Source organism: Massilia sp. Se16.2.3 (genome assembly GCF_014171595.1).
GTDB lineage: Bacteria > Pseudomonadota > Gammaproteobacteria > Burkholderiales > Burkholderiaceae_D > Telluria.
Map to the genome: position 1 here is coordinate 2,427,576 of NZ_CP050451.1, position 21,834 is coordinate 2,449,409.

Annotated in this window: 19 protein-coding genes, 1 other RNA gene and 4 pseudogenes; 15 read left to right on the plus strand and 9 right to left on the minus strand. The window is 64.4% G+C overall.

The genetic code is table 11. The features are described 5' to 3' along the window. Positions 1–438: 438 nt before the first annotated feature. The 6 genes and pseudogenes from ssrA to ompA all read right to left on the minus strand — a co-directional run bounded on the left by ssrA (position 439) and on the right by ompA (position 4,056). Positions 439–797, minus strand: a transfer-messenger RNA (tmRNA) gene (ssrA, locus tag G4G31_RS11130). 186 nt (positions 798–983) lie between these two features. After that, positions 984–1,217 (minus strand): glycine zipper 2TM domain-containing protein, encoded by a 234-nt coding sequence (locus G4G31_RS28245; RefSeq protein WP_308622158.1) that lies wholly within the window; start codon positions 1,215–1,217, stop codon positions 984–986. Positions 1,218–1,274: 57 nt separating this feature from the next. Then, positions 1,275–1,625 (minus strand): hypothetical protein, encoded by a 351-nt coding sequence (locus tag G4G31_RS28250; RefSeq protein WP_308622159.1) that lies wholly within the window; start codon positions 1,623–1,625, stop codon positions 1,275–1,277. Between the two features lie 120 nt (positions 1,626–1,745). Next, a pseudogene (locus tag G4G31_RS11140) lies at positions 1,746–2,451 on the minus strand (HAD family hydrolase). A 53-nt stretch (positions 2,452–2,504) separates the two neighbouring features. Beyond that, the gene (gene ubiG, locus G4G31_RS11145; protein ID WP_182991468.1) at positions 2,505–3,209 is read right to left on the minus strand and encodes a bifunctional 2-polyprenyl-6-hydroxyphenol methylase/3-demethylubiquinol 3-O-methyltransferase UbiG; all 705 of its coding nucleotides are present in this window, start codon (positions 3,207–3,209) and stop codon (positions 2,505–2,507) included. A 133-nt stretch (positions 3,210–3,342) separates the two neighbouring features. Then, positions 3,343–4,056, minus strand: coding sequence for an outer membrane protein OmpA (ompA, locus tag G4G31_RS11150; RefSeq protein WP_182991469.1), 714 nt, complete (start codon positions 4,054–4,056; stop codon positions 3,343–3,345). 399 nt (positions 4,057–4,455) lie between these two features. Between ompA and gyrA the strand changes: the two genes are divergently transcribed. From gyrA to rfaE1, 14 genes and pseudogenes are all read left to right on the plus strand, one after another. Beyond that, on the plus strand, positions 4,456–7,074 hold the full coding sequence (gyrA, locus tag G4G31_RS11155; protein ID WP_182991470.1) for a DNA gyrase subunit A: 2,619 nt from the start codon (positions 4,456–4,458) through the stop codon (positions 7,072–7,074). A gap of 206 nt (positions 7,075–7,280) precedes the next feature. Continuing rightward, complete coding sequence (gene serC / locus G4G31_RS11160) at positions 7,281–8,381, plus strand: 3-phosphoserine/phosphohydroxythreonine transaminase (RefSeq protein WP_182991471.1); 1,101 nt, start codon at positions 7,281–7,283, stop codon at positions 8,379–8,381. 187 nt (positions 8,382–8,568) lie between these two features. Further along, positions 8,569–8,678, plus strand: a pseudogene (locus G4G31_RS25770) (3-phosphoserine/phosphohydroxythreonine transaminase); the annotation flags it as partial. Between the two features lie 254 nt (positions 8,679–8,932). Continuing rightward, complete coding sequence (gene pheA / locus G4G31_RS11165; protein ID WP_182991472.1) at positions 8,933–10,003, plus strand: prephenate dehydratase; 1,071 nt, start codon at positions 8,933–8,935, stop codon at positions 10,001–10,003. Between the two features lie 23 nt (positions 10,004–10,026). Continuing rightward, a complete protein-coding gene (gene hisC / locus G4G31_RS11170; RefSeq protein WP_182991473.1) occupies positions 10,027–11,142 on the plus strand; it encodes a histidinol-phosphate transaminase in 1,116 nt (371 codons plus the stop codon). After that, a pseudogene (locus G4G31_RS11175) lies at positions 11,142–11,873 on the plus strand (prephenate dehydrogenase); the annotation flags it as partial. The gene hisC and the pseudogene G4G31_RS11175, both read left to right, overlap by 1 nt. After that, a pseudogene (gene aroA, locus G4G31_RS11180) lies at positions 11,810–13,006 on the plus strand (3-phosphoshikimate 1-carboxyvinyltransferase); the annotation flags it as partial. The pseudogenes G4G31_RS11175 and aroA, both read left to right, overlap by 64 nt. 91 nt (positions 13,007–13,097) lie before the next feature. After that, the gene (locus G4G31_RS27535; protein ID WP_267873668.1) at positions 13,098–13,388 is read left to right on the plus strand and encodes a hypothetical protein; all 291 of its coding nucleotides are present in this window, start codon (positions 13,098–13,100) and stop codon (positions 13,386–13,388) included. 30 nt (positions 13,389–13,418) lie between these two features. Then, on the plus strand, positions 13,419–14,081 hold the full coding sequence (gene cmk, locus G4G31_RS11185) for a (d)CMP kinase (protein WP_182991474.1): 663 nt from the start codon (positions 13,419–13,421) through the stop codon (positions 14,079–14,081). A gap of 147 nt (positions 14,082–14,228) precedes the next feature. Next, the gene (gene rpsA, locus G4G31_RS11190) at positions 14,229–15,905 is read left to right on the plus strand and encodes a 30S ribosomal protein S1 (protein WP_229425521.1); all 1,677 of its coding nucleotides are present in this window, start codon (positions 14,229–14,231) and stop codon (positions 15,903–15,905) included. A gap of 21 nt (positions 15,906–15,926) precedes the next feature. Continuing rightward, a complete protein-coding gene (locus tag G4G31_RS11195; protein ID WP_056344442.1) occupies positions 15,927–16,232 on the plus strand; it encodes an integration host factor subunit beta in 306 nt (101 codons plus the stop codon). Positions 16,233–16,539: 307 nt separating this feature from the next. Further along, a complete protein-coding gene (locus tag G4G31_RS11200; protein WP_182991476.1) occupies positions 16,540–16,845 on the plus strand; it encodes a lipopolysaccharide assembly LapA domain-containing protein in 306 nt (101 codons plus the stop codon). A 30-nt stretch (positions 16,846–16,875) separates the two neighbouring features. Next, positions 16,876–18,051, plus strand: coding sequence for a lipopolysaccharide assembly protein LapB (gene lapB, locus G4G31_RS11205; RefSeq protein ID WP_182991477.1), 1,176 nt, complete (start codon positions 16,876–16,878; stop codon positions 18,049–18,051). Between the two features lie 91 nt (positions 18,052–18,142). After that, on the plus strand, positions 18,143–19,117 hold the full coding sequence (rfaE1, locus tag G4G31_RS11210; RefSeq protein WP_182991752.1) for a D-glycero-beta-D-manno-heptose-7-phosphate kinase: 975 nt from the start codon (positions 18,143–18,145) through the stop codon (positions 19,115–19,117). Here rfaE1 and G4G31_RS11215 read toward each other — a convergent pair. Then, complete coding sequence (locus tag G4G31_RS11215) at positions 19,089–19,601, minus strand: hypothetical protein (protein WP_182991478.1); 513 nt, start codon at positions 19,599–19,601, stop codon at positions 19,089–19,091. The two genes, rfaE1 and G4G31_RS11215, sit on opposite strands and share 29 nt — an antisense overlap. Beyond that, entirely contained in the window at positions 19,558–19,923 is a 366-nt protein-coding gene (locus G4G31_RS11220) for a hypothetical protein (RefSeq protein ID WP_182991479.1), read from the minus strand. Before G4G31_RS11220 ends, G4G31_RS11215 begins: the two co-directional genes overlap by 44 nt. A 150-nt stretch (positions 19,924–20,073) precedes the next feature. Here G4G31_RS11220 and G4G31_RS11225 point away from each other — a divergent pair, with 150 nt between their 5' ends. Further along, a complete protein-coding gene (locus tag G4G31_RS11225; RefSeq protein ID WP_182991480.1) occupies positions 20,074–20,451 on the plus strand; it encodes a helix-hairpin-helix domain-containing protein in 378 nt (125 codons plus the stop codon). Positions 20,452–20,545: 94 nt separating this feature from the next. Here G4G31_RS11225 and G4G31_RS11230 read toward each other — a convergent pair whose 3' ends face one another. Beyond that, the gene (locus G4G31_RS11230) at positions 20,546–21,688 is read right to left on the minus strand and encodes an acyltransferase (protein WP_202033736.1); all 1,143 of its coding nucleotides are present in this window, start codon (positions 21,686–21,688) and stop codon (positions 20,546–20,548) included. Between the last annotated feature and the right edge of the window lie 146 nt (positions 21,689–21,834).

Here is a 21,834-nt window from a genome sequence, read left to right on the forward strand (position 1 = left end):
TGCGCAAGGTCGAGTGGGGTCAAAGGTCGAGTGGGGTCAGGTCTGACATTTGGACACGAGCTCTGCTTTTGGTCGAGTGGGGTCAGGTCTGACATTTAGGTCGAGTGGGGTCAGGTCTGACATTTGGACACGAGCTCTGCTTTTGGTCGAGTGGGGTCAGGTCTGACATTTGGACACGAGCTCTGCCTTTGCGGAACGGTAGGCAGGAGGCGGAAGGCAAGAAATCGCTGCGCGATTTCCCTTAGTCGGGCGAATCGGAGAGCCCCTTGCGTCCGGAGGCGCAAGGTCGCGCGCAGGCTCGTCGCTTGCGCGCCCCGAAACCCCTGCTCGCCCCGCGTCCGTGCCGTCCGCGGAGTCGATTCCTGACGTCCGAACGCCACGCACACAAAAACAAACCCCCGCTGGCTTGCGCCAGCGGGGGTTTGTTTTTGTGTGCGTTGGTGGAGGCGGCGGGAATCGAACCCGCGTCCGCAAGCACTCTACAGACAGTTCTACATACTTAGCACTATCTTTTAATTTAACTTGGACAACGGGGATGTGCACCCTTTGTACAAGCGAGTTACCTTAAATTTCGGAAGCAACCAAGTAACCCGGTTGAGTCCTAGCCTCTGTAAATGACTCTACTTGCCTTGCGGCCCACCCCAGAGGCGAGGTAGTGTAGAGCTAGCAGCAATTAAGCTGCGAGTGCGTACGAGTTATCGTTTGCAGTTATTGATTTCTGGATGTATTTACGAGGTAACCAGTCCTCGGTATGCCCTGCGCTGCTTTGCAACCCACGTCGAAACCAGGTCGCCCCCAACGAAACTCCATTGTACTCCAATCGTGGACGGTGTGCAGTGCTGCGAAGCCGTGTGATGGGTACATGCCCCGTAGCCTGAGGTTCTGTTGCAAACCTGTGCCGTCGATGCAACAAGCGGCGCCTGGTCCATGACTGAACGGAGCAGGGGCACCGCGGCAGTCCATTCGCGGTGCCCGAACTTTCCTTACTGACCCTGGCTGTTGTGGTTGGCGACCTTGTTGCCGATATAGCCACCGCCGATGATGCCGGCGAGGGTCGCCAGTTTCTTGCCCTTGCCGCCGCCGATCTGGTTGCCGATCAGGCCGCCGATGACCGCACCGGTGCCGATGCCGACATAGTTCGGCTGGGCCGGAGCCGGGGCGGGAGCGATCGGGGCCGGTGCCGGGGCCGGACGGTAGCTCGGTTCCTGGACGTGCACGACCTTGGTCGTGTGATGCTCGATGACGCGCGGCTTCGGTGCGGACCACGGTGCGCTTCACGACGGGGCCGGCTCCTGCTTCACGACCACGACCGGCGCCGCTGCGTTGGCGGTCTGCACGTAGGTGGTGGTGCCTGGCGCAGCGCTGACGACCAGCGGGGCAGGTGCGTCGGCGTATTGCGCTACCGGTGCCGCAGCGAGCTGGGCCGGCGCGGCAGCCTGCAGCTGGCCTGCGGCGAGCGGCATGGCAGCGGTCGGGGCCAGGGCGGCTTGCTGTTCCGGGGCGCTGCGCGAGCTCGGCAGCATGCCGGTGATGGCGGCAGCGCCCGTCAGGCTGACGACGATCACCGACACGGCTGCGGCGGCCATCAGGGGATGAATGCGGGTAGCGTTTTGCGTGGTGTTCATGGTCTGCTCCATCAGTGTTGCGTTGTCGATGGAGGTAGATTACCGATCGCGCCGGTTACACGGTAGACACCAACCCGTATCAGTCGTAATCAGTTGTAAGTGGGCAAGCAGGGCGCCAGCTCAAGCCACCGATACGGTCGACTTGGCGGTCGTACCCAGCGAACGCAGCAGCGCGAGCAAGTCGAGCGGCGTCTGGCAGAGGAAATCGGCGCCCCAGGTCGTCGGCTCGATATTGCCGCAATAGCCCCAGCCGCAGGCTACCGTCACCATGCCGGCGGACTGGCCCGCTTCGATGTCGCGCAAGTCGTCGCCGACATACCAGCAATGTTCGGGCGCGATGTTCAGGCGGCGCGCGCCTTCCAGCAGCGGTGCCGGGTGCGGCTTGGCATGCGGCATGGTGTCGCCCGAGACCACGCAGCCCGCGTGGTCCAGGCCGATTTGCGGCAGCAGCGGGTCGGTGAAACGCGCCGGCTTGTTGGTGACCACGCCCCAGGCCATGCCGGCTTCCTCGATGCCCCGCAGCAGTGCGGCGACGCCGTCGAACAGCGTGCTCTCGACCGCCATGTGTGCCCGGTAGCGGTCGAACCACGCCAGGCGCAGCTCCTCGTAGCCCTCGTCGCCCGGGGCCAGGCCGAAGGCGGCGCCGATCATGCCGCGCGCGCCGGCCGAGGCTGTGGGGCGCAGCACGTCGTAGGGCGGGGGCCAGGCCGCGCTCGGTGCGCAGCCAGTTGACGGCGGCGGCCAGGTCGGGGGCGGTGTCGGCCAGGGTGCCGTCGAGGTCGAACAGGACGGCGCGCGGTGCCAGGGTCGGGGCAGGGGAGGTCATCGGTTGCACAGGAAGATAAGCGGGAAGGCGTGGAGCGGTTGCTTGAGGATTGATTACGCCAGCGGTTTGGTGCAGGCCACCATGTAGTTCACATCGGTGTCGTTGTTGAGCGAGTAAATTTTGGTCAGCGGGTTGTAGGTCAGGCCCTTCATGCCGTCGACCTGCAGGCCAGCCTGGCGCATGAATTGCGACAGTTCCGCCGGGGTCAGGAACTTGGCGTAGTCATGGGTGCCGCGCGGCAGCATGCGCAGTACGTATTCGGCGCCGATCACGGCCAGCAGGTAGGCCTTCGGGTTGCGGTTGATCGTCGAGAAGAACAGCTTGCCGCCCGGTTTCGCCAGCGCGGCCGCAGCACGCACGATCGAACCCGGATCCGGCACGTGCTCGAGCATTTCCATGCAGGTGACGACGTCATACTGGCCGGCTTCGTCAAGCGCCATGTCTTCGGCCGCGATCATCTTGTAGCGCACCTCCACGCCCGACTCCAGGCTGTGCAGGTCGGCCACTTTCAGCGCCTTCTTCGACAGGTCGATACCGGTGACTTTCGCCCCCTTCTTCGCCATCGATTCGGAGAGCACGCCGCCGCCGCAGCCGATGTCGATCACGTTCTTGCCCGCCAGCGGCGCGCGTGCGTTGATCCATTCCAGGCGCAGCGGATTGATTTCGTGGAGCGGGCGGAACTCGGAAGTCGGGTCCCACCAACGGTGGGCCAGTTCGCTGAATTTGTTGATTTCGAGAGGATCGGCGTTCGTATTCATAGGTCGGAATAATAGCGGGAAATACCGGGCTGCGACGAACGCGAGGCGACAAATTCGGGCAGCCCGGTGCAAAGGCGAAAAAAAACCCCGCCGCGGCGGGGTTCATGGACAGCAGGCCAGGCCTGCTGCGTGCTTACTGCTGCTGGCGGGTGCGGGTACCGACCACTTCGATTTCGACGCGGCGGTTCTTGGCACGGCCCGACGACGACTTGTTGTCGGCGACCGGCTGCTTCTCGCCCTTGCCTTCGGTGTAGATACGGTTCGCATCGACGCCCTTGCCCTGCAGGTAAGCCTTGACGGCTTCGGCGCGGCGGATCGACAGCTTCTGGTTGTAGGCATCGGTGCCGATCGAGTCGGTGTGGCCGACGGCGATGATGACTTCCAGGTTCATGTCGCCCAGCTTCGAGGTCAGCTCGTCGAGCGCCCCCTTGCCTTCAGGCTTGAGCACAGCCTTGTCGAAGTCGAAGAAGGCGTCGGCGGAGTAGCTCACTTTTTCCGAGGTCGGGACCGGTGCCGGTGCCGGGGCGGGTGCCGGAGCAGGGGCTTCGACGGCCGGCGGTGGCGGAGGTGGTGCGACGCACTTGCCGTTCTCGAGTTTTTCAGGCGGGACGCACAGCGGCGCGTCGCAGCCAGGGACCGCGTCGGCCGGGGTCCAGTAGCCGGTACGCCAGCACAGTCCGAAAGGATCGCGCGCGATCACGCCGCGGCTGTCCTGGACGTACGCGCTGTACGGCTTGTTCGCCTGGATGTCGGTCGTCAGCGGTGCGTACGGCGGTGCGCTTTGGGCAAAGGCACTGCCAGCCATCGCTGCCGAAGCTGCGAGCATGAGGGTTGCAATCTTCTTCATATTTTTCTTTCCTTTCGGTTTTATATCTTTCCGTTGCGAAACTTTGCTGGTTCGCAGGGACGTAGGCAGAATATTAACAGCTCGGTTGCCTTGTCTGTTTCGCATTGTGAAACATGCAATTAACTTCTCGACCATTTTGCCACATACGCCATATCCGCACGACGGGGCGTGACGCAATGGCAGTGCCGGGGATCGGTCACGTTGTTTCTGCGCAACAACGTGCTCAACAACACACGCTAGCTTGACGAAGGTTTATGACAAGCATGTGTCAAATCAACAATTGTGCGGTTGGCCCAGGGTTGGCAGAACTGCCCGGAATGCATGCCTTATATAGGCGTGCATGGTAGAATCATCCGTTGGAACTCATAACCATTAGCCTGAAAGCAGTCGACCCGCCCAATGGATCAATTCGCAAAAGAAACAGTCAACATTTCTCTCGAAGAAGAGATGCGCAAGAGCTACCTCGATTACGCGATGAGCGTGATCGTGGGCCGCGCGCTTCCGGACGCACGTGACGGCCTGAAGCCGGTGCATCGCCGCGTATTGTTCGCGATGCAGGAAATGAACAACGTGTGGAACCGCCCGTACCTGAAGTGCGCGCGTGTGGTCGGCGAAACCATGGGTAAGTTCCACCCGCACGGCGATGCGTCGATCTACGACACGCTGGTGCGCATGGCGCAGGACTTCTCGCTGCGCTACACCCTGGTCGACGGTCAGGGCAACTTCGGCTCGATCGACGGCGACAGCGCGGCGGCCATGCGGTATACCGAGTGCCGCCTCGACAAGATTGCCCAGGAGCTCCTGGCCGACATCGACAAGGACACGGTCGACTTCCAGCCGAACTACGACGGCAAGGAAAAGGAACCGACGGTCCTGCCGACCAGGATCCCCAACCTGCTGATCAATGGTTCCTCGGGCATCGCAGTCGGCATGGCTACCAATATCCCGCCGCACAACCTGTCGGAAGTCATCAACGGCGCCCAGCACCTGCTGCGCAACCCGGAATGCAGCATCGACGAATTGATCGAGCTGATCCCGGCACCGGACTTCCCGACCGCCGGCATCATCTATGGCGTCTCGGGCGTGCGCGACGGTTACCGCACCGGCCGCGGCCGCGTGGTGATGCGCGCCAAGACCCACTTCGAAGAGTATGGCAAGGATGGCGGCCGCATCGCGATCATCATCGACGAGCTGCCGTACCAGGTAAATAAAAAGTCCTTGCTCGAGCGTATCGCCGAAAACGTGCGCGACAAGAAGCTCGAAGGCATCTCCGACATCCGCGACGAGTCCGACAAATCGGGCATGCGCGTCGTCATCGAACTGAAACGCGGCGAAGTGCCGGAAGTGGTGCTGAACAACCTGTACAAGCAGACCCAGCTGCAGGACACCTTCGGCATGAACATGGTGGCGCTGGTCAACGGCCAGCCGAAGCTGCTGAACCTGAAGCAGATGCTGGAATGCTTCCTGTCGCACCGCCGCGAAGTGGTCACGCGCCGCACCGTGTTCGAGCTGCGCAAGGCGCGCGAGCGCGGCCACATGCTCGAAGGCCTGGCTGTTGCACTGGCCAACATCGACGACTTCATCGCCATCATCAAGGCCGCGCCGACGCCGCCGATCGCGAAGGTCGAGCTCATGCAGCGCGCCTGGGATTCGTCCCTGGTGCGCGAAATGCTGCTGCGTACCGCCGAGGGCAGCACGATCGGCGGCATCGAGGCTTTCCGTCCGGAGCACCTGCCGAAGCACTACGGCATGCAGACCGATGGCCTGTACAAGCTGTCGGACGAGCAGGCCCAGGAAATCCTGCAGATGCGCCTGCAGCGCCTGACCGGCCTGGAGCAGGACAAGATCGTCAACGAGTACAAGGAAGTGATGTCGCACATCGCCGACCTGCTCGACATCCTGTCGCGTCCGGAGCGCGTCACGACCATCATCAGCGACGAGATGGCGCAGATCAAGAACGACTACACCGAGAACGGCAAGGATGCACGCCGCTCGGCCATCGAACACAACGCCAGCGACCTCGACACCGAAGACCTGATCACGCCGCAGGACATGGTGGTGACGCTCTCGCATACCGGCTACATGAAGTCGCAGCCGATTGCCGAATACCGCGCGCAGAAGCGCGGCGGCCGCGGCAAGCAGGCGATGGCGACGAAGGACGAAGACTGGATCGACCAGCTCTTCATCGCCAACACCCACGACTACATGCTGTGCTTCAGTAACCGCGGCCGCATGTACTGGCTGAAGGTGTGGGAAGTGCCGCAGGGCTCGCGCAACTCGCGCGGTAAACCAATCGTGAACATGTTCCCGCTGCAGGACAACGAGAAGATCACGGTCATCCTGCCGCTGTCGGGCGAGAACCGCACCTTCCCGGAAGACCATTACGTGTTCATGGCCACTTCGCTGGGTACCGTGAAGAAGACGCCGCTGAAGGATTTCAGCAACCCGCGCAAGGCCGGCATCATCGCGGTCGACCTCGACGAGGGCGACTTCCTGATCGGCGCCGCGCTGACCGACGGCGAGCACGACGTGATGCTGTTCTCGGACGGCGGCAAGGCCGTGCGCTTCGACGAGAACGACGTGCGCCCGATGGGCCGTACCGCGCGCGGCGTGCGCGGCATGAACCTGGAAGAGGGCCAGCAGGTCATCGCCCTCTTGGTGGCCGAGAACGAGCAGCAGTCGGTGCTGACCGCAACCGAGAACGGCTTCGGCAAGCGTACCCCGATCACCGAGTACACCCGCCACGGCCGCGGCACCAAGGGCATGATCGCGATCCAGCAGTCCGAGCGCAACGGTAAAGTCGTCGCCGCGACCCTGGTCGATGCGCTGGACGAGATCATGCTGATCACGACCGGCGGCGTGCTGATCCGCACCCGCGTATCCGAGATTCGCGAGATGGGCCGCGCGACCCAGGGCGTGACCCTGATCGCCGTGGAAGACGGCACCAAGCTGTCGGGCCTGCAACGCATCGTCGAGACCGACCTGGAAGAGGTCGAGCTCGAAGCGGCGCCGGAATAAGCCTGGTAAGGCCACTCCTGCGCGAGTGGCCTTTTTTTTGTCCTTGCTTTGGCTGAGCCGCCTCGGCTTGTTCGAACCCTTACCGACATCACGAATGAACAGGATCCTCCTTGCCGTGAGCGCCGCGTCCGCCTTTGCCGGCCTGCCGTCGTTCGCTCATGCCGTGCGGGAATCGCAGAACCAGTAAGCACCATCGAGAGGACCACATGACCCAGGTATTCAATTTCTCCGCCGGCCCGGCCGTGCTCCCCAAGGAAGTGCTGCGCCAGGCCGCCGCCGAGATGCTCGACTGGCACGGCAGCGGCATGTCGGTGATGGAAATGAGCCACCGCGGGCCCGAGTTCATCTCGATCTACCAGCGGGCGGAAGCCGACCTGCGCGAACTGCTGGCCGTCCCGGGCAACTACCGGATCCTGTTCATGCAGGGCGGCGGGCTGGGCGAGAATGCCATCATCCCGATGAATTTGCTCGGCCGTGTGCAGGGCGGGGCAAATGCCCCCGCCGTGATCGACTTCGTCCACACCGGTTCCTGGTCGGGCAAGTCGATCAGGGAGGCGGCGCGCTACGCCCGGGTGAACGTCGCCGCCTCGAGCGAGGCGGGCGGTTTTACCACCGTGCCGCGCCAGGATAGCTGGCAGCTGAGCACGAACGCCGCCTACCTGCATGTCTGCACCAACGAAACCATCGACGGCGTCGAATTCGACTTCGTCCCCGAGCCGCCGCCCGGCGTGCCGCTGGTGGCGGACATGTCTTCCCACATCCTGTCGCGGCAAATCGATGTGTCGCGTTATGGCGTCATTTTCGCCGGCGCACAAAAAAATATCGGCCCGGCCGGCCTGACCCTGGTGATCGTGCGCGATGATCTGCTGGACGGTGCGCTGCCGATCTGCCCCTCGGCTTTCCACTGGAAGAACGTGGCCGAGCACGAATCGATGTTCAACACGCCGCCGACCTATGCGATCTATATTGCCGGGTTGGTATTTGCCCACCTGAAGCGCCAGGGTGGCGTGGCAGCCGTGGAAGCGCGTAATATCGAGAAGGCGCGGCTGCTCTACGACGCGCTCGATGCGGACGACTTTTACCAGAACCGGGTGGAGAAATCATGCCGCTCGCGCATGAATATCCCGTTCTATTTGCGCGACGAATCACTGAATGAGCAATTCCTGGCCGGCGCGAAGGCGCGCGGGCTGCTGCAACTGAAGGGCCACAAGTCCGTCGGAGGCATGCGGGCATCGATCTACAATGCGATGCCGATCGAAGGGGTGCAGGCCCTGGTCGATTATTTGAATGAGTTTGCGGGGCGGTAGGGAGCTCCCGATGACCACGGTGTGGGCATGCCACGAATCGTAGGGTGGGCTCCGCCCACGCGGTCGTACCGTTGCGGACCCCACCGTGGTCAGCATTCCACAGTTCGATCATCGTGAACGATTGTCGCGGATAAGCCGCAATAGATCATGCGGTGATACCGCGTGGGCAGAGCCCACCCTACGATCGCTGAAGGGCCACAAGTCCGTCGGAGGCATGCGGGCATCGATCTACAATGCGATGCCGATCGAAGGGTGCAGGCCCTGGTCGATTATTTGAATGAGTTTGCGGGGCGGTAGGGAGCTCCCGATGACCACGGTGTAGGCATGCCACGAATCGTAGGGTGGGCTCCGCCCACGCGGTCGTACCGTTGCGGACCACGTCGCGTCAAGTGCCGAAGCGTTGATCTCCGAGGTCGCGTTCACGGATGAGCCGCAACAGATCGGGCGATGATACCGCGTGGGCGGAGCCCACCCTACGGTCGCGAGGTCGCATCGGTTAACGATCACCGCACGCAAACACCAACAAACAGCAGCCTTCAATCAGCACAACCATGAACGACAAACTGACACCCCTGCGCCAGCAGATCGACGCGATCGACGCGCAAATCCTCGAGCTGCTGAGCCGGCGCGGGCGCCTGGCCCAGGAAGTGGGCCACGTCAAGGCCGAGACCTCCGCCCCCGTGTTCCGCCCCGAGCGCGAAGCGCAGGTGCTGCGCGGCGTGGCCGAGCGCAATGACGGGCCCCTGAGGGACCACGACGTCCAGACCATTTTCCGCGAAGTCATGTCGGCCTGCCGCGCCCTGGAAAAGCGGGTGACGGTCGCCTACCTGGGCCCGGCCGGTACCTTCAGCGAGCAGGCCGTCTACCAGCAGTTCGGCAGCGCCGTCGAAGGCTTGCCCTGTGCCTCGATCGACGAGGTGTTCCGCGCCGCCGAGGCCGGCACTGCCGACTTCGGCGTGGTGCCGGTGGAAAATTCCTCGGAAGGGGCCGTCAACCGCACCCTCGACCTGATGCTGGCAACGACCACCATTATCAGCGGCGAAGTGTCGATCCCGGTCCACCACAGCCTGATGAGCAAGAACGGCAGCATGGACGGCGTCAAGCTGATCTGCGCCCATTCGCAGGCGCTGGCCCAGTGCCAGGTCTGGCTCAACCTGCATCACCCGGACATCGAGCGCCGCGCCGTCGCCTCGAATGCGGAAGCGGCCGTGCTGGCCAGCCGCGATGCGGGCGTCGCCGCGATCGCCAGCGAAATGGCGGGTGAGCAATACCAGCTGGGCGTCATCCAGGCCCACATCCAGGACGACCCGCACAACCGCACGCGCTTCGTCATCATCGGCCAGCACCACACCAATCCGTCCGGGCAGGACCGCACCTCGCTGGTGCTGGCCGTGCCGAACCGGGCCGGCGCGGTCTACAATCTGCTGGCGCCGCTCGCGAAGCACGGCGTGTCGATGACGCGCTTCGAGTCGCGCCCGGCCCGTACCGGCACCTGGGAGTATTACTTCTATGTCGACGTCGAGGGCCATCGCCAGAACGAGGCAGTCGACCGTGCATTGACGGAACTGCAGGACAATGCCGCCTTCTTCAAGCTGCTCGGCTCCTATCCGGTCGGCCTTTAATTTTCCATTTTTCGAGATCAATCATGACGCAATTCGGTCCAGACTACGTTCGTGCCATCGCCCCCTACCAGGCCGGCAAACCCATCGCTGAAGTCGCCCGCGAATTCGGCCTCGACGAAGCCAATATCGTCAAGCTCGCTTCCAACGAAAATCCGTTCGGCGTGCCCGAGTCCAGCAAGACCGCGATGGCGCAGGCAGCAAGCGAACTGGGCCGCTATCCGGACGCCAACGGCTTCGAATTGAAGGCTGCCCTGTCCAGCCGCTACGACGTCCCGGCCGACTGGATCACGCTGGGCAATGGGAGCAACGACATCTTGGAAATTGCCGCCCATGCATTCGTGCAGAGGGGCGAGTCGGTCGTGTTCTCGCAGTATTCCTTTGCCGTGTACGCGCTGGCGACCCAGGGCGTGGGCGGGCGTGCGATCGTGGTCCCGGCCGTGAACTACGGCCACGACCTGGACGCGATGGCGGCCGCCATCGCGCCGGACACCCGCCTCGTCTACGTGGCCAATCCGAACAACCCGACCGGCACCTTCATCGATGCCGCGGGCATCGAAGCCTTCCTGAAAAAAGTGCCGGCTAGCGTCATCGTCGTCCTCGACGAGGCTTATAACGAATACCTGGCGCCCGAACACCAGTTCGAATCGAGCGCCTGGGTGCGCAAGTATCCGAACCTGGTGGTGTCGCGCACCTTCTCCAAGGCCTACGGCCTGGCCGGCCTGCGCGTGGGCTTCGCGATCGCCCAGCCAGCCGTCACCGACCTGATGAATCGCATCCGCCAGCCCTTCAACGTCAATTCGCTGGCGCAGGCGGCCGCGATCGCCGCGCTGAACGACAAGGCCTTCCTGGAAAAGGGCGCCCGCAACAATGCCGAGGGCTACAAGCAGCTGACCGCGGCCTTCGAGGAACTCGGCCTGGAATACGTGCCATCCTTCGGCAACTTCGTGCTGGTGCGCATGGGGGGCGACGATGGCGCCGGTGCGCGCGTCAACCTGGCTTTGCTCAAGCAGGGCGTGATCGTGCGTCCGGTGGCCGCCTACGGCCTGCCGCAGTGGCTGCGCATCTCGATCGGCTTGCCGGAAGAAAATGCGACCTTCATCGCGGCCCTGAAGCGAGCCCTGGCGCAGGCCGCCGCCTAATGCTGGGCAAGGTCGTCGTCGTCGGTACCGGGCTGATCGGCGGCTCGTTCGCGCTGGCCTTGAAGGCGGCCGGCGCGGCGCGCCAGATCGTGGGGCTGGAGCGTTCGCCCGATGCGCTGGCGCGTGCACTGGCGCTGGGCATCGTCGATGTCGCTACCGCTTCTTATGAGGAAGCAATGGAGGGTGCCGACCTGGTGCTGCTGGCCGCGCCAGTCGCCCAGACCGCTGCGATCCTGGCCGCCCCGGCGCCGCACCTGGAGCCGGGCACGGTCGTCACCGATGCCGGCAGCACCAAGCTTGACGTGGTTGCCAGCGCGCGCCAGGTGCTGGGCGAGGGTGCGCGGCAGTTCGTGCCTGCGCACCCGATCGCGGGACGCGAGACCAACGGGCCCGAGGCGGCCCTGGCCGAACTGTACCGCGGCAAGAAGCTGGTGATCACGCCGCTGGCGGAGAATGCGCCGGGCGACGTCGGCCTGGTCGCCGCCGCCTGGCGCCTGTGCGGCGCCGTGGTGCACACGCTCACGCCCGAGCAGCACGACGGCGTGTTCGCGGCTGTGAGCCACCTGCCGCATCTGCTGGCCTATGCCCTGGTCGACGATATCGCCGGAAGCCGCACGCCGAGCTGCTGTTCCAGTACGCCGCCAGCGGTTTCCGCGATTTCACCCGGATTGCGGCGTCCTCGCCGGAAATGTGGCGCGACATCAGCCTGGACCAACCGCGGCGCGCTGCTCACCGAGCTCGATGCTTATCTGGCACAATTGACTGCAATGCGGGCGCAGCTCGCCGCCGGCGACGGCCCGGCCCCGGAAGCCATCTACGCCAACGCCCAGCGCGCGCGGCGCGCCTGGAGCGACGCCATCGAAACAGCGGAGCCGCCACCGGTTCCGTCTCAGGAAGAATAATGACGCAGCAAAAGCCTCAATCGAAACACTATCCGCAGCACATCGACCTCGAGCCGGTGATGCATGTCGAGGGTACGGTGCGCCTGCCGGGCTCGAAGAGCATTTCCAACCGTACCCTGCTGTTGGCGGCGCTGGCAGAGGGCGAGACCCTGATCCACGACCTGCTCGCTTCCGACGACACCGCCGTCATGCTGGAGGCGCTGCGCGCGCTCGGCATCAAGTGGGAAGAAGTCGACGAGCGCAGCATCCGCGTGCACGGCGGGGGCGGCACCCTGCCCCAGCATGAAGCGGACTTGTTCATGGGCAATGCGGGCACCGCGATCCGTCCACTGACCGCGGCGCTGGCCGTGATCGGTGGCGACTACACCCTGCACGGCGTGTCGCGCATGCATGAGCGTCCGATCGGCGACCTGGTCGAGGCCCTGAACGCCGTCGGCGCCGCCATCGAGTACACGGGCGAGCCCGGTTTTCCGCCGCTGCGCATCAAGCGCGGCCACATCCACGCCAACCGCATGGCGGTGCGCGGCAATGTCTCCAGCCAGTTCCTGACCGCCTTGTTGATGGCGGCGCCACTGATGGCGCGCGGCCATGCGGTGACGATCGACGTCGTCGGCGAACTGATCTCCAAGCCCTACATCGAGATCACGCTGAACCTGATGCGCCGCTTCGGGGTCACGGTGGAGCAGAACGGCTGGGCCTCCTTCACGGTGCAGCCGGGCCAGCGCTACACGAGCCCGGGCAGCATCCACGTCGAAGGCGATGCCTCTTCGGCATCCTACTTCCCGGCGGCCGGCGCGATCGGCGGCGGCCCGGTGCGGGTGGAAGGCGTGGGCGCCGACAGCATCCAGGGCGACGTGCGCTTTGCCGACGCCCTCGAGCGCATGGGCGCGCTGGTCACCCGCGGCCCGAACTGGATCGAGGCACGCGCCAATGGCCCCCTGCAGGCCATCGACGCCGACTTCAACCACATTCCCGATGCGGCGATGACGATCGCGGTCGCCGCCCCTGTATGCCGACGGCCCCAGCACGCTGCGCAACATCGCCAGCTGGCGCGTGAAGGAAACCGACCGCCTGGCGGCGATGGCGACCGAACTGCGCAAACTCGGCGCCGAGGTGGAGGAGGGCGCCGACTACCTGCGCATCACGCCACCTGCGGAACTGAGCCCCGCCACCATCGACACCTACGACGACCACCGCATGGCGATGTGCTTTTCGCTGGCGGCCCTGGACGGCAAGGCGCGCCGCGGCAATGCCATGCGCATCAACGATCCGAAGTGCGTCGCCAAGACTTTCCCGGACTATTTCGAAGCGTTCGCGGGCATCGCGCGCAACGAACTGTTTTAATCGCGCCCGGCGCGTACCAGAGGTAATCACATGCCAAATTCCCATATTCCCGTCATCACCATCGATGGCCCGACCGCTTCCGGCAAGGGCACCGTCGCCGCCCGCGTCGCCGAGCGCCTGGGCTACCACCTGCTCGACTCGGGCGCGCTGTACCGCCTGACCGCCTTGTCCGCCATCCGTGCGGGCATCGCGCTGACGGACGAGCGCGGCGTGGCGAAGCTGGCGGCCGAACTGCCGGCGCGCTTTGCCGGCGGCGACATTTTCCTGGGAGACGAGGAAGTCGGCGCGCTGATCCGCGCCGAGGAAGTCGGCAACAGCGCCTCGAAGATCGCGGCGCTGCCGAGCGTGCGCCAGGCCCTGTACGCCCTGCAGCTGGGCTTCCGGCGGACACCCGGCCTGGTGGCCGACGGGCGCGACATGGGCACCGTGATCTTCCCCAACGCCAAGCTGAAAGTGTTCTTGACAGCAAGTGTTGAGGCACGTGCGGAGCGCCGCTATAAGCAATTGATTGGCAAAGGATTTTCTGCTAATATGGACGATCTGCTCGCGGATTTGCAGGCGCGCGACGAACGCGACACCCGTCGCACCGTCGCCCCGCTGGTCCCGGCAGAGGGCGCGTACATCCTCGATACGTCGGACATGACGGTCGATGTAGCGGTGGAGCAAGTGCTTCACTGGAACGCGCTGTTGTAGTTTGTTGTACCAAGTGGTGCCTGGAGCGTGCAATCCTGCCTCTTCCGGTGTTGTCCAACCTGACCCAGTTCAGAACCGCACCATCGACGGTCCTGCTGGCTAACTCGTAAATAACTCATGTCTACTGCAACCAATCAAGATTCCGGTATGGAAAGCTTCGCAGCCCTCTTCGAGGAATCGCTGTCGCGTCAAGATATGCGCTCGGGCGAAGTCATTTCCGCTGAAGTCGTGCGCCTGGATCACAACTTTGTGATCGTCAACGCCGGCCTGAAGTCGGAAGCCTTCATTCCGGTCGAAGAATTCAAGAATGACCAGGGCGAACTGGAAGTCCAGATCGGCGACTTCGTTTCCGTGGCCATCGAATCGCTCGAAAACGGTTTCGGCGATACCATCCTGTCGCGCGACAAGGCCAAGCGCCTGGCATCGTGGCTGGCACTGGAAAAAGCAATGGAGTCGGGCGAGATCGTCACCGGCACCGTCAACGGTAAAGTCAAGGGCGGCCTGACCGTCCTGACCAACGGCATCCGCGCATTCCTGCCGGGTTCGCTGGTCGACACCCGTCCAGTCAAGGACACCACCCCGTTCGAAGGCAAGACCCTCGAATTCAAGGTCATCAAGCTGGACCGCAAGCGTAACAACGTCGTGCTGTCGCGCCGCGCCGTCATCGAAGCATCGATGGGCGAAGAGCGCCAGAAGCTGATGGAAACGCTGAAAGAAGGCACGGTCGTGACCGGCGTCGTCAAGAACATCACCGACTACGGCGCGTTCGTGGACCTGGGTGGCATCGACGGCCTGCTGCACATCACCGACCTGGCATGGCGTCGCGTGCGTCACCCGTCGGAAGTGCTGTCGGTTGGCCAGGAAATCACCGCCAAGGTCCTCAAGTACGACCAGGAAAAGAACCGCGTCTCGCTGGGCGTCAAGCAGCTGGGCGACGATCCCTGGACCGGCCTGTCGCGTCGTTACCCGCAAGGCACCCGCCTGTTCGGTAAAGTCACGAACCTCACCGACTACGGCGCGTTCGTCGAAGTCGAGCAGGGCATCGAAGGCCTGGTGCACGTGTCGGAGATGGACTGGACCAACAAGAACGTGGCCCCGAACAAAGTCGTGCAGCTGGGCGACGAAGTCGAAGTCATGGTCCTGGAAATCGACGAAGAGCGTCGCCGTATCTCGCTGGGCATGAAGCAGTGCAAGGCGAACCCATGGGACGACTTCGGCATGACCCACAAGAAGGGCGACAAGGTCCGTGGTTCGATCAAGTCGATCACCGACTTCGGCGTGTTCATCGGCCTGCCAGGCAACATCGATGGCCTGGTGCACCTGTCCGACCTGTCGTGGACCGAAGCCGGCGAAGAAGCAGTGCGCCGCTTCAAGAAGGGCGACGAGCTGGAAGCCGTTGTCCTGGCCATCGACGTCGAGCGCGAGCGTGTTTCGCTGGGCGTCAAGCAGCTCGAAGGCGACCCGTTCAACAACTTCGCAGCCCTGAATGACAAGGGTTCGCTGGTCACCGGTACCGTCAAGTCGGTCGAGCCTAAGGGCGCCGTCATCGGCCTGAACGAAGAAGTCGAAGGCTACCTGCGCGCTTCGGAAATCTCGCGTGACCGCGTGGAAGACGCTGGCACCCACCTGAAAGTGGGCGACAAGGTCGAAGCACTGGTCATCAACATCGATCGCAAGGCTCGCAGCATCCAGCTGTCGATCAAGGCGAAAGACAATGTCGAGACCCAGGAAGCGATGAGCAAGCTGGCTTCGGACAACAGCGCAGCGACCGGCACCACCAGCCTGGGCGCCCTGCTGAAGGCCAAGTTCGATAACAAGAACTAATTGGCTGCCTGAGGCGACCAGATGACCAAGTCCGAGCTGATTGCACGACTGGCTGAGCGTTATTCTCAGCTGGTCGCCAAGGATGCGGAGTACGCAGTCAAGACCATCCTCGATGCGATGACCAACGCCCTGGCGACCGGGCAGCGCATCGAGATCCGTGGTTTCGGCAGCTTTGCACTGAACAGCCGTCCTCCCCGCATCGGCCGCAACCCGAAGTCCGGCGACAAGGTGATGGTGCCCGAAAAACGGGTGCCCCACTTCAAACCGGGCAAGCAGTTGCGCGAGCGGGTCGACGCGATGGTCGGGCAACCGATCATCGAAGACTGAAGTCGTCTGCGAGCGTGCAGGCAACAAGAAAGGCGTCCATCGGACGCCTTTTTTTTTGCGTGGCGATGGCGTTCTGCGTAGGGCAGGCGGGCCTCCCGCCTGCGCGTTCAACCGGCACATGACCCGCCGCGGAGCCCTGCAAGTGCAGCAGAGCCACGGAACAGGTGCCCCAGACGTGGTTTGAACGCGTAGGCGGGGAACCCGCCTACCCTACGAACGTCCCGATCGATGTCGATCAGCCCGTTCTTTGAAATAAACTTGCAGATATGCGACACTGCGCCTTTGCAGAGCGCCAGCCGGAACACCCATGAAATTCCTCTCCACCATCGCCGGATTCATCCTCTTCGTCCTGTTTTTCGGCTTCGCGCTGAAGAACACGAAGGAAGTCGAGCTGATTTTTTTCCTCGGCTACGAATTGCGCGGTCCGCTGGTGCTGATGCTGCTCGCCTTTTTCATCGCGGGAGCCGGGATGGGCATCCTTGCCATGTCGCCAACCGTGTTCCGCCATCGCCGCGAAGCCTCGCAGCACAAGCATACCGTGCAGGCGCTGCAAAGCGCCGCCGGCACCGGCACTGCCCAACCGCCCGCCGACGCCGTGACGACCCCGCGCTGAGCGCTGCACTTCAACCAAGAACAAGAACCCATGGAATTTGAAATCTGGTGGCTGCTGGCCATTCCCGTCTTCTTCGGCCTCGGCTGGATCGCCGCCCGGGTCGACATCAAGCAACTCCTGTCCGAATCGCGCACCTTGCCGCGGGCCTATTTCAAGGGCCTGAACCTGCTGCTCAACGACCAGCCGGACAAGGCCATTGACGCCTTCATCGAGATCGTCACCCTCGACCCGGAAACGGCCGACATGCATTTTGCGCTCGGCAACCTGTTCCGTCGCCGCGGCGAGATCGAGCGTGCCATCCGCGTCCACCAGAACCTGCTGGCGCGGCCCGACCTGCCGTCGGCGCAGCGTGCGCAGGCACAATATGAACTCGGCATGGATTACCTGAAGGCGGGCCTGCTCGACCGCGCCGAGGAAACCTTCAACAGCCTCGTCGACGGCAGCTACAGCGTGCAAGCCCAGCGCGCGCTGCTGGAAATCTACCAGCGCGAAAAGGAATGGCGCCGTGCCATCGACGCCGCCACCGGCCTGCAAGCCTCGGGCGCCGGTGCCCGCCAAAAGGAAATCGCCCAGTTCTATTGCGAGCTGGCCCAGGACGCGCTGGTGCGCACCGACCTGCCCGACGCGCTGTCCCTGCTCGACAAGGCGCTGCACGCGGACCGCAACAGCGTGCGCGCGACGATGCTGCTGGGCGACGCGCTGCTGGCCCGGGGCGAGGTCGAGGGGGCGATCACCACCTGGAAGCGCGTCGAACAGCAGAGCGTGCCGCATGTGGCCCTCGTTGCCGGCCGCCTGATGGATGGCTTCCGCCGCGTCGGCCGTGCGCAGGAGGGCGTCAACCTGCTGCGCTCCTACCTGGCCGAAGCCTCGTCGATCGACCTGATCGAAGTCGTGTTCAAGGCCGTCATCGAACTCGATGGCGTGGAAGCGGCCAAGCAGCTCGTCCTCGACGAACTGCGCCGCAATCCCACCCTGCTCGGCCTGGATAAATTGCTGGAAGCGCGCCTGATGGATGCGCCGGCCCACATTTGGGAAGAGCTGTCGATGGTGAAGAACCTGATCCACGGCTATACGGCCAAGCTGGCGCGCTACCAGTGCAGCCATTGCGGCTTCAAGGCGCGCCAGTACTATTGGCAATGCCCGGGCTGCAGCAACTGGGAAACCTATCCGCCGCGCCGCACCGAAGAACTGAATGTGATGAATTGAAGGTGGCCAGCTGGACGCCACGTTCCGAGTGGGCACGTCATGCAAGCCCCCGGCTCCAATGACCCCACCCTACATGAATGCATACGCGATGATGAACACGACCGCAAGCCGCCTCCTCGACGGCGCAGACTACCTCCAGACTCCGGCGCCTGCCCTCGACAGCGTTCGCCTGCTCGTCGTCGGCGACGTCATGCTCGACCGTTACTGGTTCGGCGACGTTTCCCGTATTTCGCCCGAGGCACCGGTGCCGGTGGTGCGCATCGAACGGCGCGAAGAGCGCCTGGGCGGCGCCGCCAACGTCGCGAGGAATGCCGCCGCGCTCGGTGCGCAGAGCGGCTTGCTGGGCGTGGTCGGGGCCGACGAAGCCGGCAGCCAGGTCGAGACCCTGCTGCGCGACTCCAGCATCCACAGCTACCTGCAGCGCGACGAGGCGATTTCGACCATCGTCAAGCTGCGCGTCATCGGGCGCCAGCAGCAGATGGTGCGCATCGACTTCGAGGAAGCGCCCACCGAGACCGTGCTGCGCGACAAGCTGACCCAGTTCCGCGCGCTGCTGCCGGACTACGACGTCCTCATCTTCTCCGACTACAACAAGGGCAGCCTGGTGAACGTGGCCGAAATGATCAAGGCCGCGCGCGCAGCCGGCAAGATCGTGATGGTCGACCCGAAGGGCGACGACTTTTCCATGTATGCCGGCGCCACCATCCTGACGCCGAACAAGTCCGAACTGCGCCGCATCGTCGGCAGCTGGAAGACGGAAGAACAGCTGACCGAGCGCGCCCAGGCACTGCGCCTCGAACTCGGCCTGGAAGCGCTGCTGCTGACCCGCTCGGAAGAGGGCATGAGCCTGTACACGGACGATGAAGTACTGCACGTGCATGCCGATGCGCGCGAAGTGTTCGATGTGTCCGGTGCCGGCGACACGGTGATCGCGACCATGGCGGCCATGCTCGGTGCCGGAGTGCCGCTCGACGTGGCCCTGGCCACCGCCAACCGCGCCGGCGGCATCGTCGTCGGTAAACTCGGTACGGCCACCGTCACCCGCGAGGAATTGTTCGCGGCCTGATGCGGGCCACGGGGCGGCCTGGCGCCGTCCCTACAGCAGCAACACCTCGGCCTCGCCCGGTATCACCAGCCGGGTTTCCGGGGTATATCCCTCGTCGCCCTTGAAACGGCGGCAGAACACCGTCTCGTGCGCATGGTTGCGCAATTCCTCGCTGGCCGGCAGCGTGGCCACGACCCGCTCGCCCCCGCGCGCAGCAGCACCGGGTGCCCTGCATGTGGCTGCACACGGCCACGGCCAGCTTGCGGGTGACGGCCCACACCACCGGTTTCTGGTACCGGGGCAGCAGCTTGCCGACCGCGCCGCGCGCATCCGCCAGCAGCGACTGCACCGCGCCCACCGTCCAGGCGTCGCGCGGCAGGGTCGGCACCAGCACCAGGTTGACCGACAGGTCTTCCTTGCGCTTGTTGATCAGGAACTGGCCGTTTTCCCGTGCGATGCGCTCATTCACCGGGACGACGAACACGCCATCGGCCTGCGCCTTCACCGGCAGGGGTCTCGTGCTCGCCTTCGAGCCAGATCTCGAGGTCGTCGGTACGCACGTCCCGGCGCTTGGCGCGCAATTCGACACCGAGCGCCGCGCGGCCGCCGAGCGCATCCTGCACCGCCCGCGCCATAGGGTAGAACAGGTCGGCGTAGGGCACCAGGCGCGTGCGCGCGCCCTTGATCTCGACGGTTTGCAGGGCAGCGGGCGCGGCATCGGGATCGGCCGTGGCGCAAACGGGCAGGCAGGACAGGAAGCCGGACAGCAGCAGGATGGAGGGGCGCATGGCAGGCTGGGAGTTGCCGGGGAAGCCCCATGGTTTCATGCTTTTGCCGGAAACTCAACAGGGCCTCCAATTTTCCACCTTACGTGCCTTGATTGACCTCAACAGTTCAGCGTCAACACGAATGGCCGTGCCGCGTTAAGCGCGGGTGGGCGGCATCCGCCGTCCACTTCCCGTACATGGAGAGATTCGATGATCAAGAAACTGATGCTTGCCATTGCCGTGCTGGTTGCTTCGACCGGCTTCGCGTTCGCCCAGGTCGACGTCAACAAGGCCGATGCCGCCGCGCTCGATGGCGTGAAGGGCGTGGGCCCGAGCATGTCGAAGGCCATCCTGGACGAGCGCGCCAAGGGCGAGTTCAAGGACTGGGCCGACTTCCAGAAGCGCGTCAAGGGTGTCGGCGACAAGAAGGCGGCCAAGCTGTCGGAAGCGGGCCTGCAGGTGAACGGCAAGGGCAAGGAAGGCGCCGCTCCGTCCAAGCCCGATGCCAGGGCCGACACCAAGACCGCCAAGGCGGCGCCTGCGAAGGAGGCCAAGGCCAAGGGCGGCGAGGCCAAGGCGGCAATGTAAGCTCGCGCTTGTTCCGGCTGCCGCAATGGCGGCCGGTGGTGGCGGGCACCGACATGGCGGACGCATGCCAGGTACGCCGTGGGGTGCCCTTTCTTCAGCGGGGCGACGGGCGTGCGATTAGCCGTTCCAGCAGCCGCGCCAGCAGGTTACAGCACAGCAGCAAGGGCAGATAGACGAGGAAAGTCCAGGTCTGCACCTCGCCCAGCAGCGCCCGGTACAGCGCCACCGTGCCGAGGACCAGGAACATGTGGGACAGGTAGAGCTCATAGCTCAGGCTCCCCATGCGCGCAAGCCAGCCCAGGCCGTGGCGCGCCCGTGGCGGATGGGCGTGGCAGGCCAGCAGCAGCGCGCAGGTCCCGAGGCAGAGGACGACCAGCCCGGACTTGAACAGGTGGCGGTGCACTAGGTCGGACCAGCCCAGCACCAGCACGATGCCAGTCAAGCCGAGCCAGGCCATGGCACGTGCCTGGCGCGCACCTGGACGCCAGCGCTGCGCCAGCAGGGCCGCCAGTACGCCCCAGGCGATCGCCGCCATGCCCGGCAGGTAGGCCTTTTCGCGCCACACCTCGTCGGCCACCGGTACCAGGTTACGCAGCGGCACCAGGCAGAGCGCCCATGCCAGCAGCAGGCCGATCAGTACCCGGCGTGGCAGCCACAGGCAGAGCATGGGAAAGCCCAGGTAGAACACTTCCTCGATCGACAGCGACCACAGCACGTCCCAGCCCGCCGGTGCCCAGCCCGTGCGGCCCTCGTACCAGTTGAAGGTGAACGTGAGGGCCGAACCAAGCAATCCGACGGTCGTCTGCTCGCCTTCCGGCGCAAAGTCGGGCACGCCCATCCATGCCAGCAGCGTCAACACGGCCAGGACCAGCCCCAGCAGGGGCAGGATGCGCCGCGCCCGGGCAAGATAGAAGCGGCGCAGGTCCACCCGCGCCAGGTCGCCATCGCGCTCGATGATGCGGCTCGCGATCAGGAAACCCGAGACCGTGAAGAAGATGAACACCGCCTCGTAGCCATTGAAGCTGATGGCGTCGATCAAGCGCTTCGGCAGCCAGTCGCCGAGCAGGCTGGGGCCGAGCGGCAGGCGGAAGGGCAGGGCCAGGTGATGCACGATGACCAGCAGGATGGCGAGGCCGCGCAGGCAATCGATGCCGAAGTTGCGCGGCGCCGGACGCAGTGTGGCTGGTGTGGTGCCTGGCGACGGCGCGTGCGGAAGGACCGGTGGCATTGTTGTCATGTGGATAGCTTTCAGATGGACCGCCGCCATCATAAGCGCACCCGGCCGTCGCGGCCAGCAGGACCGGCGCCGCGCCCCGCACGAGCGTGCCGGCCGCGCCGTTTTTGCATGTAAAGACTGCAAGCGGCGGGGTATGCATGAGAAGA